Below are 16,758 nucleotides of genomic sequence, written 5' to 3' on the forward strand. Positions count from 1 at the left end.
ACAACGCTCTCGCTGTAAAATGTGGGAGGAAGTAATGAGTGTGACAGTCGTTTGTGGTCAGGGTTCGCAAACAGAGCGGGCGCAGACAGGCTGCGCCCCAAAAAGATTAATCGCGGGCAGGACGTTCGCCACGCAGTAAACCGGATGCGCCTTCAGAGTAGTCACGCGGCATCTGCACTGGTGCCTGATCGTTGTCCGCCTCGGCCTCAGTGAGCTGATAGGCAAACGGATTTTTCTCGCCAGGCAGATTCGGCAGCAGGTCATTTGAGCCTTTTGCCATGTGCTGATAGAGCTGACGATAGTCACGCGCCATGTTATCCAGCAGCTCTGCGCTCTGCGCAAAGTGGTTGGTCAGCTCTTCGCGATAATCGGCCAGCTCTGCCTTCGATTTTTCCAGTTCGTACTGCATGCTGCGCTGCTCACGCAGCTTTCTGTTGCCAAAACGCATGGCGACTGCGCCGACAATAATACCTACCACTAAACCAATTAGCCCGTATTCCCAGGTCATAATGACTCCCGTGTTATTTCCATTGTTCCGTAGGGCGTTGCACCATTTCAATAATAGTCACTATACCCGTTAATCTTATGGTTGTGGAACTCCGGAGCAGCATGGCTTAGTGTAGAACGGCCTTTTTTTCAGCAACCGTAGTATGAACCAGACACCATTCAGGGACTTTGAAACAACAATGCAAACCTCAACTCCGCTTGCACGCTATGAGCAGGCGCTGTCGCAGGGCGAATTCAGGCCCGATGACGTACAACGCGAAGCCATTACCCGTTTAGACGCGCTGCAGCAGGCGCTGGTCGCCCGACAGCAATCTGCCGCGCCAGCTGCCTCCGGTCTGCTGGGGCGTCTGTCAAAATTGATCGGCAAAGAGAAAAACGAGACGCCAGAGCCGGTGCGTGGACTCTATATGTGGGGCGGTGTCGGCCGCGGAAAAACCTGGGTCATGGATCTCTTTTTTCAGTCTATTCCTGGCGATCGCAAACTGCGCCTGCACTTCCACCGCTTTATGCTGCGGGTGCATGAAGAGCTGACCCAGCTTCAGGGGCAGAGTGACCCGTTACTGATCATCGCGGACAGGTTCAAAGCCGAAACGGACATCCTCTGTTTTGATGAATTTTTTGTCTCGGATATCACCGATGCAATGCTGCTCGGCACGCTGATGGAAGCCCTGTTCGAACGTGGCATCGCCCTGGTCGCGACGTCGAATATCCCGCCTGACGATCTCTATCGCAATGGCCTGCAGCGCGCGCGCTTTCTGCCAGCGATTGAACAGATCAAACGGCACTGTGATGTGATGAATGTCGATGCCGGAATCGACTACCGTCTGCGCACGCTGACCTCCGCGCATCTCTGGAACTATCCGCTGAACAGTGAAACCCACGCCGAAATGACCCGGATGTTTAACGCGCTGTCCGGCAGTGAGCCTGAGGCGGCACCGGTGCTGGAAATCAATCACCGCCAGATGCCAACCCTGGGCGTCAGCGACGGCGTGCTGGCGATTAAATTCACAACGTTGTGCGGGGAAGGGCGTAGCCAGCATGACTACATCGCATTGTCGCGCCGTTTTCACAGCGTGCTGCTCTATGATGTCCCGGTGATGATTTACAAAACAGAGGATCAGGCGCGCCGCTTCCTGGCGCTGGTCGATGAGTTCTATGAGCGGCATGTGAAGCTGGTCGTGGCGGCAGAGACCTCCCTCACCGAGATCTATCAGGGGACGCGGCTGAAGTTTGAGTACCAGCGCTGCCTGTCCCGGCTTCAGGAGATGCAGAGCGAAGAGTATCTGCGTTTACCGCACCTGCCGTGAGAATAATCAGGATAAATACCGAAATAGGGTTCGATTTTTGTAATCGACTTCTCTATAATCTTGCGACCCCACGTTACAGCAAAGGATTTTTTTCCCAAATCCTCTGTGTTCCAGTAACTCTATCCGAAGGGGTGGCTTGCTGGTCAAAATGGTCGTGTGAGCCTCATTCGTTTACTTAAGCGTTTGGGATTTCACCAACGTGTAACTTAATTTGGGTAAGCTTTTCGATGAAAACTTTTACAGCTAAACCAGAAACCGTCCAACGTGACTGGTTTGTAGTTGACGCAACAGGCAAAACTTTGGGTCGCCTGGCGACTGAACTGGCGCGCCGTCTGCGTGGTAAGCATAAAGCGGAGTACACTCCGCATGTTGATACCGGTGATTACATCATCGTCCTGAACGCAGACAAAGTTGCTGTTACCGGCAACAAGCGTACTGACAAGATCTACTATCACCACACCGGCCACATCGGTGGTATCAAACAGGCGACCTTTGAAGAGATGATTGCTCGCCGTCCTGAGCGTGTGATTGAGATCGCGGTTAAAGGCATGCTGCCGAAGGGCCCGCTGGGTCGTGCTATGTACCGTAAACTGAAAGTTTACGCAGGCAACGAGCACAACCATGCGGCACAGCAACCGCAAGTTCTTGACATTTAATCGGGATTAAAGGCAATGGCTGAAACTCAAAACTACGGCACTGGTCGCCGCAAAAGCTCTACCGCTCGCGTATTCATTAAGCCGGGTAGCGGTAACATCGTAATTAACCAACGTTCTCTGGAACAGTACTTCGGCCGCGAAACTGCCCGCATGGTAGTTCGTCAGCCGCTTGAGCTGCTGGACCTGGTTGGTAAATTCGATCTGTATGTCACTGTTAAAGGTGGCGGTATTTCTGGTCAGGCTGGTGCGATCCGTCACGGTATCACCCGCGCTCTGATGGAATACGACGAATCACTGCGTGGCGAGCTGCGTAAAGCTGGCTTCGTAACGCGTGATGCGCGTCAGGTTGAACGTAAGAAAGTCGGCCTGCGTAAAGCACGTCGTCGTCCTCAGTTCTCCAAGCGTTAATTGTTTGCAGCTCCGGCTGCATCAGTTGGCACAAAAAACCCGCTTCGGCGGGTTTTTTATTTTCTGTTCTCCGCCTGCGTTACCGCAAAAACCGTAACCCCACGCTCAATTTACCTGCAAAGATTCATTCCACGCCCACAAGCAGCCTAAAATCTGGTAGACTCTGTGTCACTTTGCGCCCGCAGGCCGGTGCGTTATGCGCCTCCCCACTGTCGGGGCATCAGTATCTGTGGCGCAGCTAACCAGGTTGCGTGCGAGTTCGATGGGCAAGTGAGTCGCCGTGTGGTTGGCTATTCGCAGTATCTTTTTGTGAACAAACTTGGAGGTTTTCATGGCTGTCGCTGCCAACAAACGTTCGGTAATGACGCTGTTTTCTGGTCCTACTGACATTTTCAGCCACCAGGTTCGTATCGTCCTGGCGGAAAAGGGTGTCAGCGTAGAGATCGAGCAGGTCGAAATGGACAACCTGCCGCAGGATCTGATTGACCTCAATCCGTATCGCACGGTACCAACGCTGGTAGATCGTGAGCTGACGCTGTATGAATCACGCATCATCATGGAATATCTGGACGAGCGTTTTCCGCATCCACCTCTGATGCCGGTTTATCCGGTTGCCCGTGGTGACAGCCGCCTGATGATGCACCGCATCGAGCAGGACTGGTACAGCCTGATGCGTAAAGTTGAGAACAGCAGCGGTCAGGAAGCGGAAGCCGCACGCAAGCAACTGCGTGAAGAGCTGCTGGCCATCGCGCCCCTGTTTGGTCGTACGCCTTACTTCATGAGCGAAGAGTTCAGCCTGGTGGATTGCTACCTGGCTCCGCTGTTATGGCGTCTGCCTTCGATGGGCATCGATCTGATCGGCTCCGGTTCGAAAGAGCTGAAAGGTTACATGAACCGCGTATTTGAGCGTGACTCTTTCCTCGCTTCACTGACTGAAGCTGAACGTGAAATGCGCCTGCAAGCCCGGGCTTAACGTATGGAAATGTCGCAACTTACTGCACGTCGTCCCTATCTGCTGCGCGCCTTCTATGACTGGTTGCTCGACAACCAGCTGACGCCGCATCTGGTGGTCGACATCAATCTGCCGGGTGTGCAGGTGCCGCTGGAGTATGCGCGTGATGGACAGATCGTTCTGAACATCGCGCCACGCGCCGTGGGCAACCTCGACCTGGCCAACGATCAGGTGTCGTTTAACGCCCGCTTCGGCGGCGTTCCGCGCCAGGTTAATGTGCCGATGGCGGCGATTCTGGCTATCTATGCGCGTGAAAACGGCGCCGGAACGATGTTTGAACCGGAACCGGCTTACGAGCTGGGTACGCAGGAGACGTCAGAAGGGCAGGAAGAGACCATGATGTCCGTGATTGATGGCGATCGTCCTGACGATGCCAGCGATGACGAGACACCGCCTGATGACGATCCACCGCCGCGTGGCGGACGACCTTCACTGCGCGTCGTGAAATAGTCATATTCGCATCGTGAATACCCGCTGACCGGCGGGTATTTTTTTGCCTGCCAGCCATAAAAAAATCCGGCTGCCTGCGCAAGCCGGATTTTCTCCACAAACCGCTACGATTAATAGACGTCGCGCAGGTAGCGTTTTTCCTTTTTCAGCTGATCGACATAGTCCGCCGCACGCTCGGTAGAGAGCCCGCCAAACTGCCGGACCACTTCATACAGTGCGTTATCCACATCCTTCGCCATGCGCGAGGCATCGCCACAGACATAGAAGTATGCCCCTTCCTGCAGCCAGGCGTAGAGCTCGGCACCCTGCTCCAGCATCCGGCTCTGCACATAGATCTTCTTCTCCTGATCGCGTGAGAACGCCAGGTCCAGGCGGGTCAGCAGGCCGCTGTCGCGCCAGGCCAGTAACTCATCCTGATAGATAAAGTCATGTTCCTGATGCTGATCGCCAAAGAACAGCCAGTTTTTACCCTGCGCGCCGGTGGCCTGGCGCTCCTGCAGGAAGGCGCGGAATGGCGCGATGCCGGTACCCGGTCCCACCATGATCAGCGGCGCACTGTTGTTAGCCGGCACGCGGAAGGCTTTGTTGGGAGAGATAAAGATGGCAGGCTTCTCACCGCGACGTACGCGCTCGGCCAGATAGGTTGAGCAGACGCCACCGCGATTACGGCCACCGCTGTGATAACGCACCGAGGCCACCGTCAGGTGAACCTGATCAGGATGCGCTTTCGAGCTGGAGGAGATTGAATAGGCGCGATGCTGCAGCGGACGCAGCAGGGCCACAAACTCAGGCACCGACAGCGTGCGTGTCAGCTCCAGCTGCAGCAGATCCAGGGTATCTTTGCCCCACAGCCAGACGCCCAGCGCATCTTTATCATCATGCTGCAACACATGACGCAGCTCCTGGTTTGTGGTGTTCTGACCGACCCATTCGATTAACTTGCGCGACGGCTCGGAGATCTCGAACTGATAGGTCAGCAGGTCACCCAGGCTGCGGTCAAAGCCCGGCACCGGCGTCTGGTAGTCAGCGTTAAGCTGCGTCAGCAGCAGGCTGACCAGCGACGGCTCGTTGACCGGGATGACACCCAGCGCATCGCCCGCTTCATATTTCAGGCCGCTGCCAGCGAGGTCAAACTCGAAATGACGGATATCTTTGGCCGACTGCTCACCTGACAGGCGTTTGTTGGTGATCAGCGCCGCGGCATACGGATTCGATTTGTTGCTGCCCGGGATCACCGGCGCTTCCGGCGCGCTTTCCAGCACGGTGCCGCTGCTGCCCGCGCTGGCGGCGAACTGTGGCATGGAGCTGTTCAGCCACTCGCTGGAAGGCTCTTCGTAGTCGATGTCGCAGTCGATACGATCGACCACGCGTTTCGCGCCCAGCTGCTCCAGGCGCATATCGATAAACTTACCCGCCTGGCAGAAGCCGTCGTAGCCGGTGTCACCAATCGCCAGCACGGCGAAGTGCATCTGCTCCAGACGCGGTGCGGTACTGGCCGAGATCGCATCCCAGAACAGCTGCGCGTTGTCCGGCATTTCGCCCTCGCCATAGGTTGAGGTAACGATCAGGACGTGACGCATGGTGGCGAACACGTCGAGGTCGACATCGCCCAGCGCCTGAACCACCGGCACCAGACCTTTCGCGCGAGCAGATTTCGCTGCGGTCTGCGCCAGCGCCTCAGCGTTACCGGTCTGTGAACCGTAAAGGATATGCAGTTGCGTGGTAGCAGCGGCGCCCGTTCCTGCGGCAGGTTGCTGTTTGTCTTCTAACACCAGCAGACGGGAGTGAAGGCCGGCAAGAAAGCCAGCCAGCCAGTACTTCTGATCGCCATTGAAAGGTGCATCTTCTGGAATATAAGGAATTTTCATGGGTACTTTTACTCAATCCCGTTCTCGCCCGTTATCAGTGGCGTTATCCGGTGTGAAAGCGGTTCCGCTTTCCCGCGCTGCAGCATTTACAGCAGGGGAGAGCGGTTCTGCTTCTGTCCGGTACAACGATTAACCCGGGCAATGACCATTAATAATATTCAGTTCCGCCTGAACCCTGTCAGGGTCAGGAGAGTTTACCCACTGCCGCTGCGATTTCCGGCAGTGCCGCACGCGCAAACAGCTCTTCAAAGTCCGGCAGGTGGCCCAGCACCTCCCGGTTACAGGCATCCTGATACATGATCCAGCCATAGGTCGCCAGGCTGTCCATCGAACGGATGTTACGCTGTGTCAGGGCTGCTTTGTAATCTGACATACGCTTGGAGCCGATCAGGCTGGCCAGTTCATCATCGCTGTAACTTTCGATGGCGGAACGGGCATGACGCTGCAGCTTGCTGACCAGCGCAAAGTCTTCAGTCATCAGCAGATTGCGCACCGCCTTTTCGACCGCGGGATCTTCAACCGGCGTGCCTTTTGGCAGCTTCGCCAGGGCCAGCTGCTGGGCAAAGCTCAGCACGGTATAGTTATTCAGCAGGACAAACATCTCCAGCGTGTCGGTCGCGCCATAGGCTGGCACGGCGCCGTTAGCGATGGTTTTACCCTGACGCCAGGCCGCTTTGAATTTCGCAACCTGATGAGCCGCCAGCGCCGTTGACAGCTCTTCGAGAAGGTCTTTGCGGCTTTTGGCCTTCAGGATCTCGCCGCCATCCTGGTAGAGCAGCAGTGAGCGCGGCATCACGTAAACAAAGTGGTGACATTCGGTTTCCCAGTTTTCCAGCAGCCAGGCGGCCCGTGGTGAGCCGGTAGCCGCCAGATGCCAGTTCAGCATGGTCAGCACCGCCTGCTTGTGTACCTGGGCCATCTCGTCCTGATCGGCAATTGAGCCGAACTGCACGGAATCACCGGCTGCATGGCTGGCCAGCGTGCCGTAGGGATCGTACTGGTAGGCAAAGCCACCGCTCATGCCGTTACCAAATCCTTTACCGAAGGTTCCCAGGTTGAGGATGGCACCGTTGGTCATATATTCGCAGCAGAAGTCACCGACGCCTTCAACAACCGCCGTGGCACCAGAGTTACGCACCGCGAAACGGTCTCCCGCCTGGCCCTGCACGAACAGACGTCCGCCGGTCGCGCCGAACAGCGCAAAGTTACCGATCAGCACGTTGCCATCGCTATCCTGTGCGCCGCCGCCAGGTGACATCACGATCAGCTCACCGCCACACTGTCCTTTGCCGACGCCATCGTTACAGGTGCCATAATGCGTCATCTGCATGCCATCGTTGCAGAAGGCGCCAAATGACTGACCGGCAGATCCGGTGGTCGCGATTTTCACGCTCTCAGGCGCCAGATAGCGGCGGCCGCGATCGTCGGTGAGAACGGCAGGCATCGCCTGCAACTGCGCCGGTGTCAGCTGATGATTCAGCATGCGTTCGATATCGATCGCCAGCTGACCACCCACGCTTTTGTTACGGTTATTCAGCACGATGTTGTCACCCAGGGCGACGTCAGGATTACCCTGTTCCACCAGCGACAGCTTCAGCTGCTCAATCCAGCCATCATCCAGCTCAAAATCTTTTTCCAGGTAGACCGGCTTGTCGATTTTCAGCTCTGGTACCACAGTGAGCATGGCGCGCAGGTCGAGTTTACCCACCTCCAGCGGGTGATCCATCAGGTGCAGCAGGTCGGCGCGGCCGCGTGCTTCACGCAGCGAACGCAGGCCCATGCGCGCCAGGATCTCACGCACTTCATGCGCCACGTTGAGGAAATATTGCGCCAGCTGACGGGGATCGCCATCAAAGGCTTCGGCATTGGTGGTTAACCCGGCCGGGCATTTCACGTTGCAGTTTTTTGCCATCACGCATTTCAGCATCATCAGCGCGGTGGTGCCGAACTCGAAGCTGTCGCCGCCCAGCAGCGCCGATTTCACTACGTCGCTGCCGGTCTGTTGCGCGCCTGAGCAGCGCAGCTGTACTTTCTCGCGCAGCCCGTTTGCACATAGCGCCTGGTGGACTTCGGCGATGCCGATTTCCGCCACACGTCCGGTATATTTCAGGCTGGTCACCGAGGCAGCGCCGGTGCCGCCGGTGTTACCCGCGACGTTGATTACGTCAGCGCCCGCTTTCGCCACGCCGACCGCGATGGTGCCGATCCCTTCTGACGAAACCAGCTTCACGATCACGCGCACCCGCGCGGCCTTGCAGTCGTGGATCAGCTGCGCCAGATCTTCGATCGAATAGGTATCGTGATGCGGCGGCGGCGAGACCAGCTCGACGCCAGGCGTGCCGCCACGCGCCGCTGCAATCTCGACGGTGACTTTGGCGGCCGGTAACTGGCCGCCTTCGCCAGGCTTCGCGCCCTGACCGATTTTGATCTCCAGCTCTTCCAGCATCGGATCGGCCAGATAGGCGGCCCAGACGCCGAAACGGCCCGACGCCAGCTGCTTGATGCGTGAGGCGCGGATGGTGCCGTGACGCGAGTAGTGTTCACCCCCTTCACCGCAGTTACTCATGCCACCAACCATGTTGGTGCCGTGGGCGACTGCTTCATGCGCCGGTGCGACCAGCGCGCCGTGGCTCATTGCCCCGGAAGCAAAGGTACGGGTAATTTCACAGGCTGGCTGCACTTCGCTCAGCGGCAGTGAGGGCAGGGTCGTGAAAATACGGGACAGATAATCTGCTGCTTTGCCATAGGCGGTGACTTTCAGACCGCCGCTGACCACCTCGCTGCTCTCGATGTCGTCGCCGAAGCGCGATTTCAGGGCGCGGGAGAGATTCTGCAGACGTTCGCTTTCAGGTTTCAGCCCCTCAATGGCGTCGGTCAGACGCAGCATAAAGTGGTTCAGGCTGCCATCCACCGCCTCACACTCCATGCCACGAATGGCAAAGCCATTATTCGTCAGTGAGTAGCGACCCAGCTTGCGGCGGAACTCCGCTTCGCTGTCGATATGGGTCAGGTCAGCCGGGAAGGTCAGGATGTCGCGCAGCGCCGCCGGGCGACGTTTACGCTCTTCATACATCAGGCTTGAGAACTGACGGTAATCGGCCGTGATGGCAAAATTGTTGATGACCTCATCCGGGATGCGCTCGAAGCTGCTGTCTTTAAACGTCTCTGGCTTGATGCCAAATGCGTTATCGAGTTTGGCCAGCGTCATCAGACGGATGAAGTTATCCTCTTCGCGGGCTTTGTCGGCAAAGCGAATCGGCTCTTCGGTCATGTCGATAAAGGTCCGCACGGCGATGGTGCCGTAAGAGTGACCGGCTCCCTCCGCGCGCTCTTTAAACAGGCCCAGCAGCGGCACATCTGATTCACCCTGAATTCTGAGTGCGCTCTGATGCCAGTCAACCGCCATCTGGGCGATGGTGGCGAAACCTGCGCCGCCCACCGGGGTTTTAATGTTCGGGAAATACTTTTTCAGCACCGGATCGTCGGTGTTGAGGAAGTTAGGCTCAAAGAATTCGCCGCAGCTGTAGCTCTCCACGGTGCAGAGCCCCACTTTGCCCATGGTTTTCATCAGCGCTTTTTCGGCGGCTTTGGCATAGCGTTTAAAGGCTTTGTTGCCTTCCTCGCCTTCACCATATTTCTCCTCTGCGCGCATCTGAACGCCCAGCGGATAGATCGCGGAGGCACCGAAGCCAAGGGTCGCGGCGATATGGTGCGAGGAGATGCTCTGACCGCTTTCTACTACCAGCGAGACATCCAGACGCAGCCCTTCCTGTACCAGACGCTGGTTGATGGCAGAGACCACCAGCAGCATCGGAATGGCGGCCTGTTTCGAGGAGATGTGGCGGTCGGTCAGTACGGCGATGCCGCCCTGGGAACGGGCAAAATCCACCACCTGCTGCGCCAGGTCATCGATCGCTTTTTCCAGCGCGTTGGCGTTCGCCGTCATGCTCAGCAGATCTTTGCCGACGACCGGCTCGTAAAGCATCTCAAAACGGGCATAAGGCGCAATGGTCTGCTCGCGTAAGCGCAGCATATCCAGATGGCTGAGGATCGGGGTAGGCACCACGATCTGACGGCCTTTGCTGCGACCCAGATGCGGTTTTGCGCCCAGCGCGACCCGCAGCGTCATGCCATCCGCTTCGCGGATGGAGTCCAGCGGCGGGTTGGTGACCTGTGCAAAACGCTGCGAGAAGTAGTGCGCCATGCCGCCTTCGTGGTCGGATAAGCCATTGATGGCGTTGCCGTAACCCATTGCAGAGATCTTCTCTGCACCGGTATTCAGCATCGGGTCCATCATGAACTTGAAGCTTTCCTGGTTGTAGTAATAGGCCACAAAACGCTGATAGGTTTTCAGATCGCCACGATAGCGCAGCGGTGACCCCTGCTGCTCCGCCGGGATCTCGGGCAGGTCATCCAGCCCGACGCGGGCTTCACGCAGCAGCGCCAGATAATCTTTTTCCGCAGCCAGTTTTTCCAGCGCCTGCAGCGTGGTGTAGCTGCGTTTTTCACGATGATCGAAATAGAGCATCCCGCCCGCTTCAATACGGCCACGACGCAGTACGCTTTCCGGTGGAAAGGCGATCTGGCCCGCTTCCGACATCGCACCAATATACTCAGCCGTTTCGACGGAACGCAGAGGACGCAGACCCAGGCGGTCAAGGCGTGCGCCAATCACTTCGCCGTTGCCGAAGATTAATGCAGCAGGGCCGTCGTTCTTCTCTTCGTACAGAGAGAAATACTCCAGCATGGCGCGCACTTCCGGCGACAGCTCGCTGTCATTCTCCCAGGCGGGCGGCATCATGGAGACCACGGCGGTGATCAGATCGAGGTTGTCCTCCATCAGGCGGCTGTGGATGCTCTGATCCAGCCGTGAGCTGTCGGACTGGCCTTTTGGTCGCACGATTTTTTTACCACGGGCCAGCGCCAGCGCGGCTTCCGCGATGCGGTTTTTACGGTCCGTGTTCAGCTCGCCGTTGTGCGCCATCAGACGGAAGGGCTGTGCCATCGTGGTGTGGGGGTCGGTGTTGGTGGAGAAGCGGGTATGGAAAAACAGTCCGCGCACCTGATGATCGGGATCGGTCAGATCTTTGAAGTAAGGGATGACTTCATTGGAATTCAGACGCGCCTTAAACACCTGCGTGCGTGAGGAGAGCGACAGCGGGTAGAGTCCGCCAAATTCGCTTTCGGTAAATGCACGGGCCTCAATCGTTAACAGGGCGCGATAGATGCGTTGTTCGAAGTCATTCTGATCGACCACGTCCTGCGGGGCAGTGAAGATCCACTGCAGAATCGGTAACTGGAACTGCACGGCGGCCGGGCGCGTCACGCTGCTGTCCAGCGGCATATCACGCTTCATGATGACCGGCAGGCCAAAGCTGCTCAGCGTCTCATCTACCAGGCGCTCGGCATTTGCCCGCAGCTCTGCATCTTTCGGGACAAAGAAGTTGCCGACGCCAAAGCGACCCGCTTCCAGCGGCTCTCCGGTAATTTTGCGGAAGAAATGCAGCGACAGGTCGACGTTGACCCCCGCGCCGTCACCCACGCCTTCTGCTGACATTCCGCCGCGGTGAGGCACCGTACACAGGGCGCTGTGCGCCATCTGCAGGATCTCGTGGGTCTGCTCGCCGTCCTTACGCGTAATGAAACCTACACCACAGCTGTCACTGCCTGCTGTCGGATCATACAAGCCATAGGATTGAGGTTTTTTAGTGGACATTGAGGGTCTCCTTAAACTGCTTTGACATTACCTGCACTGTTTCAGGGTCTGAGCGCAACCAGGGCGCAGCTTCTTTTTTCTCGCCATGATCTGTCGAGCACGCGTCATAGCCCTGAGCATTTCTCTCCAGACATCGGTAAAACGTCTTTTAATGAGCTGCTCTGATTTCCGGTCTCGTAAAGGAGATGACTTAAACCACGCGGGAGTCTTCTTGTTGCATAGATATGCCGAGACAATGACCCGTCTGGAAAGCTTTCAGCGGATTTCCAACTTATCGGGAAAGCGTAATCAGGTCAAATAGGGCGGTCAGGCGGGCTAATCAGACGTTTTATGGGTTTAAGTTAATGAATAATATGATTTTTAAGGTTTAAAATGTGTCACTCTGGCACCCGGCGATCGGCCGATAAATGTGAACTGACTCACTGTAGGGCAGGCATCAGATCTCTGCACAATGCTGGTGAGAGTGGGATAAACAGCATTAAATGCTGTTCAGCACAGATGATACATAGCATGTATCTGTTTTTCTTATGTCCGCCTTTTTGAATGAAACTGCGCCGGGTTATAAGAAAAATTAATCAGCATAGATGTGCTTAAAACATCACTAAAGATGAATGGGTATTCATATAAACGGGATGGGCCTGCGCAACAGAACGTTGCCAGGATATTGAAAAAAGGCCGTACAGAGAAATCTGAGATTCGCTGGCGGCTTTACAGATTATTCATTTGGCACAATCAGTCAAGGGTTTTAACCGTTTTGTCCTTAACGTCGCCGAACGGTCGTGCGGATGCACCATAATGGCGCATCTGCGTCCGGATCTTCGCGTGACGGGCTGCGACGTTGTCGGGCCATCTGCGTTATAGTGAGGCGGTTTCTCTTTCAGGGAGTGGGTATGAAGCAAATTCGTCTGTTGGCGCAGTACTACGTTGATTTGATGGTCAAGCTGGGACTGGTGCGGTTCTCGCTGCTGCTGGCGTCGGCGCTGGTGGTGCTGGCGATGATTGTCCAGATGGCGGTCACGATGGTACTGCGGGGTCATGTTGAGAGCATCGACGTGGTGCGTTCGGTCTTCTTCGGGCTGCTGATCACGCCCTGGGCGGTCTATTTCCTGTCAGTGGTGGTCGACCAGCTGGAGGAGTCGCGGCAGCGGCTGGCCCGGCTGGTGGATAAGCTGGAGGAGATGCGTACCCGCGATCTGGAACTCAACCAGCAGATGAAAGAGACCATCACGCAGCTGAATCAGGAGATCAGCGACCGTAAAAAAGCGGAGCTGGCGCGCGAACAGGTGATGGATAAGCTGCGTGAGGAGGTGACGCGCCGTGAACAGGCGCAGATCGAGCTGGAACAGCAATCCTCTTTTCTGCGCTCCTTCCTGGATGCCTCGCCAGACCTGGTGTTCTATCGCAACATCGATAAACAGTTCTCTGGCTGTAATCGGGCGATGGAGCTGCTGACCGGCAAAAGCGAAAAACAGCTGATTGGCCTGACGCCGCGTGACATCTACGATGATGAAGCGGCGACCAAGGTCCTGGAGACGGATGAGAAAGTGTTCCGCCACAACGTCTCGCTGACCTATGAACAGTGGCTGCAATATCCCGACGGCCGCAAAGCCTGTTTTGAGATCCGTAAAGTGCCCTATTATGACCGCGTCGGTAAGCGCAGCGGGCTGATGGGCTTTGGTCGCGATATAACCGAGCGTAAGCGCTATCAGGACGCGTTAGAGAACGCCAGCCGGGAAAAGACCACCTTTATCTCAACGATCAGCCACGAGCTTCGTACGCCGCTTAATGGCATTGTCGGCCTGAGCCGGATTCTGCTGGACACCGATCTGAATCAGGAGCAGCTGAAATACCTGAAAACCATCCATGTCTCGGCCATCACGCTGGGCAACATCTTCAACGATGTGATTGAGGTGGACAAGATCGAACGGCGTAAGGTGCAGCTGGATAATCAGCCGCTCGATTTTACCGGCTTCCTCGCCGATTTAGAGAATCTCTCCGGCCTGCTGGCACAGCCTAAAGGGCTGAAGTTTGTGCTCGCGCCGCAGCTGCCGCTGCCACACATGATCGCTACCGACGGCACCCGTCTTCGTCAGATTCTGTGGAACCTGATTGGCAACGCGGTGAAGTTTACCCAGCAGGGGGAGATCCTTGTGCGGGTCACCTATGAGCAGGATGAGACGCTGCGCTTCGAGGTTCAGGACTCCGGCATGGGGATCCCGCAGGATGAGCAGGACAAGATCTTTGCAATGTACTATCAGGTTAAAGATCAGCATGGCGGTAAACCGGCGACCGGCACCGGCATCGGGCTGGCGGTGTCCCGCCGTCTGGCGCAGGCGATGGGCGGCGATATCCGTGTTCACAGCGCGCCAGGGCAGGGCTCCTGCTTTACCGTCGAGATCCACGCGCCGCGCATTGCGGAAGAGGTGGAAAACGAAGGCGTGGAGGACAGCCTGCCGCTACCGGCCCTGCACGTCCTGCTGGTTGAAGATATTGAGCTGAATGTGATTGTGGCACGTTCGGTTCTGGAGAAGCTGGGCTGCAGCGTCGAGGTCGCCATGACCGGCCAGGCGGCGCTGGCGATGTTTGACCCGCTGGAGTTTGATCTGGTGCTGCTGGACATTCAGCTGCCGGATATGACCGGGCTGGATGTCTCGCGGGCCATTCGCCAGCAGTATCAGGGAACCCATCTGCCTCCGCTGGTGGCGCTCACCGCCAACGTCCTCAAAGACAAAAAAGAGTATTTCGACGCGGGCATGGATGATGTGCTCAGCAAGCCTCTGGCGGTTCCGGCACTGACGGCGATGATCAAAAAGTACTGGGATTATCAGTCTGAACCGGAAGAGGAGACCTCTGCCGGGCGCGATGATAAAACCCTGATGCTGCTGGATGTCGCGATGCTTGAACAGTATATCGAGCTGGTTGGCCCTGGCCTGATCACCCAGAGCCTGACGATGTTCGAAAAAATGATGCCGGATTACCTGGCCGTGCTGGAATCCAACCTGATGGCGCGGGATCAGAAAGGGATTGCTGAAGAGGGGCATAAAATCAAAGGCGCGGCGGGTTCAGTGGGGCTGCAGCGTTTACAGATGCTGGCGAAACAGATTCAGAGTCCGGAGCTGCCGGCGTGGTGGGACAACGTGACGGAGTGGATTGATGAGCTGAAGCACGAGTGGCGACACGATGTGCAGGTATTGCGCGACTGGGTGGCAGAACAGGAACGCTGATACGCCAGAAAAAAATGACCCCAGCCGAGGCCGGGGTGCGCGAATACTGCGCCAACACCAGGGAAATCATTGCGGCCGCTATGATCTGAATAATTAATGCAGCCGCAGGGTATTGGTTAACACTGTCATCACCTTAGCAAATCCCTCTTCACATGCGACAAGATTCATTAAAAATTGTGATATTGAGCAGCGTTTAAATACAGAAAACATTAATTTGGCAACACAGTCAAGTAAGGAATCAATTTACGTGCTGCATTGCTGAAAAAATAGCCATTTCTGCCCTTTTTCGGGTAGTTTTAACGCGCCTGTGAGAGGGGAGTGGGGCGCGGATGCTGCCGGTGACGTCGCCGTTAACAGCGATGCCACCGGTACGGCTAAGACGCTGATATTGCAAGCAAGCACCCTGAAATGACACGAATAATCCAAAACAATCCGGAATGGTAAATATGAATCTGCCGCTTTCTCTTTTTATCCGCATGGCTTAAGTACAATTACTGAGCGAAACCAGGGCCAGCGCAAAGATGACTCCTTCCGTTTAGTGCTGTTTATTTAAACGTTATAACGATAATTCTGATTAATATATAGACCGTGATGGAATCGGAAAAAAATAAAAGTTAAGAGGATTGAATGATTTTAACCGGCGCTTATTACCCATTATTAACTGTTTATCTGGAAAGCTGGTGCCGGGTCAGGATGAATGGAACCGATTCCTTTTTGCCGGAAGTCCTTGAACTATTTCGAACTGTTGCAGCATTTTGATGCAAAATGACTGAATAAAGTCTGGAAACTGTCGGCTGAATTCTAACAAAATTCGTAAAAAGCCCGTCTCCGGGGTAGTGATTACATGTGTGATTGATTAACGTCTGAAACAGGTATGGGAAGATTGCATGAAGAAGCATAAAGGAAGCGTCGGGCAGCGTATCAGGCGGATCGCGGGCCGAATTGCGCTGGTCTGGCTGGGGCTCTGGCTGGCGGGAATATTACTCTTTGCCTTCCTGCCGGTTCCGTTCTCCGCAGTGATGGCGGAACGGCAGATCGGGGCCTGGCTGCGCGGTGATTTTAGCTATGTCGCTCATTCAGACTGGGTCGGCCATGATGAGATCTCGCCCTGGATGGGGCTGGCCGTCATCGCCTCTGAAGATCAGAAGTTCCCCACTCACTGGGGTTTTGATGTGGCAGCGATTGAGTCGGTGCTGGATAAGAAGGAGAGCCAGATGCGCGGTGCCTCCACGCTGTCACAACAGACGGCGAAAAACCTCTTCCTGTGGGATGGACGCAGCTGGATACGAAAAGGTCTGGAAGCGGGTCTGACGGTGGGGCTGGAAACGGTCTGGACGAAACGGCGCATTCTGACCGTCTATCTCAACATTGCCGAGTTCGGGCCAGGGATTTTTGGCGTTGAGGCGGCGGCGCAGCGCTACTTCCACAAGCCAGCCAGCCGGCTGACTGCGGCAGACGCAGCGTTACTGGCGGCGGTGTTGCCTAATCCGATTCGCTATCGTGCGGCGGCCCCCTCCGGCTATATCAGGGAGCGCCAGCAGTGGATCCTGCGCCAGATGCGCCAGCTGGGCGGAGAGGGCTTTTTACAGCGTAATCAGCTCAACTGAGCC

Annotated in this window: 10 protein-coding genes; 7 read left to right on the forward strand and 3 right to left on the reverse strand. The window is 56.2% G+C overall.

The window, feature by feature from the left end; all coding sequences use genetic code 11:
- Window positions 1-106: 106 nt before the first annotated feature.
- Window positions 107-508 (reverse strand): Z-ring associated protein ZapG, encoded by a 402-nt coding sequence (zapG, locus tag ACNY69_RS15315; protein WP_111142165.1) that lies wholly within the window; start codon window positions 506-508, stop codon window positions 107-109.
- A 178-nt stretch (window positions 509-686) separates the two neighbouring features.
- Here zapG and zapE point away from each other — a divergent pair, with 178 nt between their 5' ends.
- From zapE to sspB, 5 genes are all read left to right on the forward strand, one after another.
- Window positions 687-1,814: a cell division protein ZapE gene (zapE, locus tag ACNY69_RS15320; RefSeq protein WP_111142166.1), complete on the forward strand. Its 1,128-nt coding sequence runs from the start codon at window positions 687-689 to the stop codon at window positions 1,812-1,814.
- A 227-nt stretch (window positions 1,815-2,041) separates the two neighbouring features.
- On the forward strand, window positions 2,042-2,470 hold the full coding sequence (rplM, locus tag ACNY69_RS15325) for a 50S ribosomal protein L13 (RefSeq protein ID WP_111142167.1): 429 nt from the start codon (window positions 2,042-2,044) through the stop codon (window positions 2,468-2,470).
- 15 nt (window positions 2,471-2,485) lie between these two features.
- Window positions 2,486-2,878 (forward strand): 30S ribosomal protein S9, encoded by a 393-nt coding sequence (rpsI, locus tag ACNY69_RS15330; RefSeq protein ID WP_008925401.1) that lies wholly within the window; start codon window positions 2,486-2,488, stop codon window positions 2,876-2,878.
- 331 nt (window positions 2,879-3,209) lie between these two features.
- The gene (gene sspA / locus ACNY69_RS15335; RefSeq protein ID WP_009092481.1) at window positions 3,210-3,851 is read left to right on the forward strand and encodes a stringent starvation protein SspA; all 642 of its coding nucleotides are present in this window, start codon (window positions 3,210-3,212) and stop codon (window positions 3,849-3,851) included.
- Between the two features lie 3 nt (window positions 3,852-3,854).
- Window positions 3,855-4,340, forward strand: a complete 486-nt coding sequence (gene sspB, locus ACNY69_RS15340; protein ID WP_293774222.1) for a ClpXP protease specificity-enhancing factor — start codon at window positions 3,855-3,857, stop codon at window positions 4,338-4,340.
- A gap of 110 nt (window positions 4,341-4,450) precedes the next feature.
- On the opposite strand, the gene ACNY69_RS15345 is transcribed toward sspB, so the two are convergent.
- Both ACNY69_RS15345 and ACNY69_RS15350 read right to left on the reverse strand, forming a co-directional pair.
- Entirely contained in the window at window positions 4,451-6,208 is a 1,758-nt protein-coding gene (locus ACNY69_RS15345) for a sulfite reductase subunit alpha (RefSeq protein WP_293774220.1), read from the reverse strand.
- Window positions 6,209-6,392: 184 nt separating this feature from the next.
- The gene (locus ACNY69_RS15350) at window positions 6,393-11,924 is read right to left on the reverse strand and encodes a glutamate synthase-related protein (protein WP_293774218.1); all 5,532 of its coding nucleotides are present in this window, start codon (window positions 11,922-11,924) and stop codon (window positions 6,393-6,395) included.
- A gap of 890 nt (window positions 11,925-12,814) precedes the next feature.
- On the opposite strand from ACNY69_RS15350, the gene arcB reads away from it, so the two are divergent.
- Together arcB and mtgA are read left to right on the forward strand one after the other, a co-directional pair.
- Window positions 12,815-15,148, forward strand: a complete 2,334-nt coding sequence (arcB, locus tag ACNY69_RS15355; protein WP_367396018.1) for an aerobic respiration two-component sensor histidine kinase ArcB — start codon at window positions 12,815-12,817, stop codon at window positions 15,146-15,148.
- A gap of 887 nt (window positions 15,149-16,035) precedes the next feature.
- Window positions 16,036-16,755, forward strand: coding sequence for a monofunctional biosynthetic peptidoglycan transglycosylase (mtgA, locus tag ACNY69_RS15360; RefSeq protein WP_111142245.1), 720 nt, complete (start codon window positions 16,036-16,038; stop codon window positions 16,753-16,755).
- The last annotated feature ends 3 nt before the right edge of the window (window positions 16,756-16,758 follow it).

The organism is Pantoea graminicola (assembly GCF_048452665.1).
Taxonomy (GTDB): Bacteria; Pseudomonadota; Gammaproteobacteria; order Enterobacterales; family Enterobacteriaceae; genus Pantoea.

Excerpts from the sequence above, each read along its gene's own strand:
- zapG (WP_111142165.1), bottom strand. The coding sequence starts at position 508 with ATGACCTGGGAATACGGGCTAATTGGTTTAGTGGTAGGTATTATTGTC.
- zapE (WP_111142166.1), top strand. The coding sequence starts at position 687 with ATGCAAACCTCAACTCCGCTTGCACGCTATGAGCAGGCGCTGTCGCAG.
- rplM (WP_111142167.1), top strand. The coding sequence starts at position 2,042 with ATGAAAACTTTTACAGCTAAACCAGAAACCGTCCAACGTGACTGGTTT.
- rpsI (WP_008925401.1), top strand. The coding sequence starts at position 2,486 with ATGGCTGAAACTCAAAACTACGGCACTGGTCGCCGCAAAAGCTCTACC.
- sspA (WP_009092481.1), top strand. The coding sequence starts at position 3,210 with ATGGCTGTCGCTGCCAACAAACGTTCGGTAATGACGCTGTTTTCTGGT.
- sspB (WP_293774222.1), top strand. The coding sequence starts at position 3,855 with ATGGAAATGTCGCAACTTACTGCACGTCGTCCCTATCTGCTGCGCGCC.
- ACNY69_RS15345 (WP_293774220.1), bottom strand. The coding sequence starts at position 6,208 with ATGAAAATTCCTTATATTCCAGAAGATGCACCTTTCAATGGCGATCAG.
- ACNY69_RS15350 (WP_293774218.1), bottom strand. The coding sequence starts at position 11,924 with ATGTCCACTAAAAAACCTCAATCCTATGGCTTGTATGATCCGACAGCA.
- arcB (WP_367396018.1), top strand. The coding sequence starts at position 12,815 with ATGAAGCAAATTCGTCTGTTGGCGCAGTACTACGTTGATTTGATGGTC.
- mtgA (WP_111142245.1), top strand. The coding sequence starts at position 16,036 with ATGAAGAAGCATAAAGGAAGCGTCGGGCAGCGTATCAGGCGGATCGCG.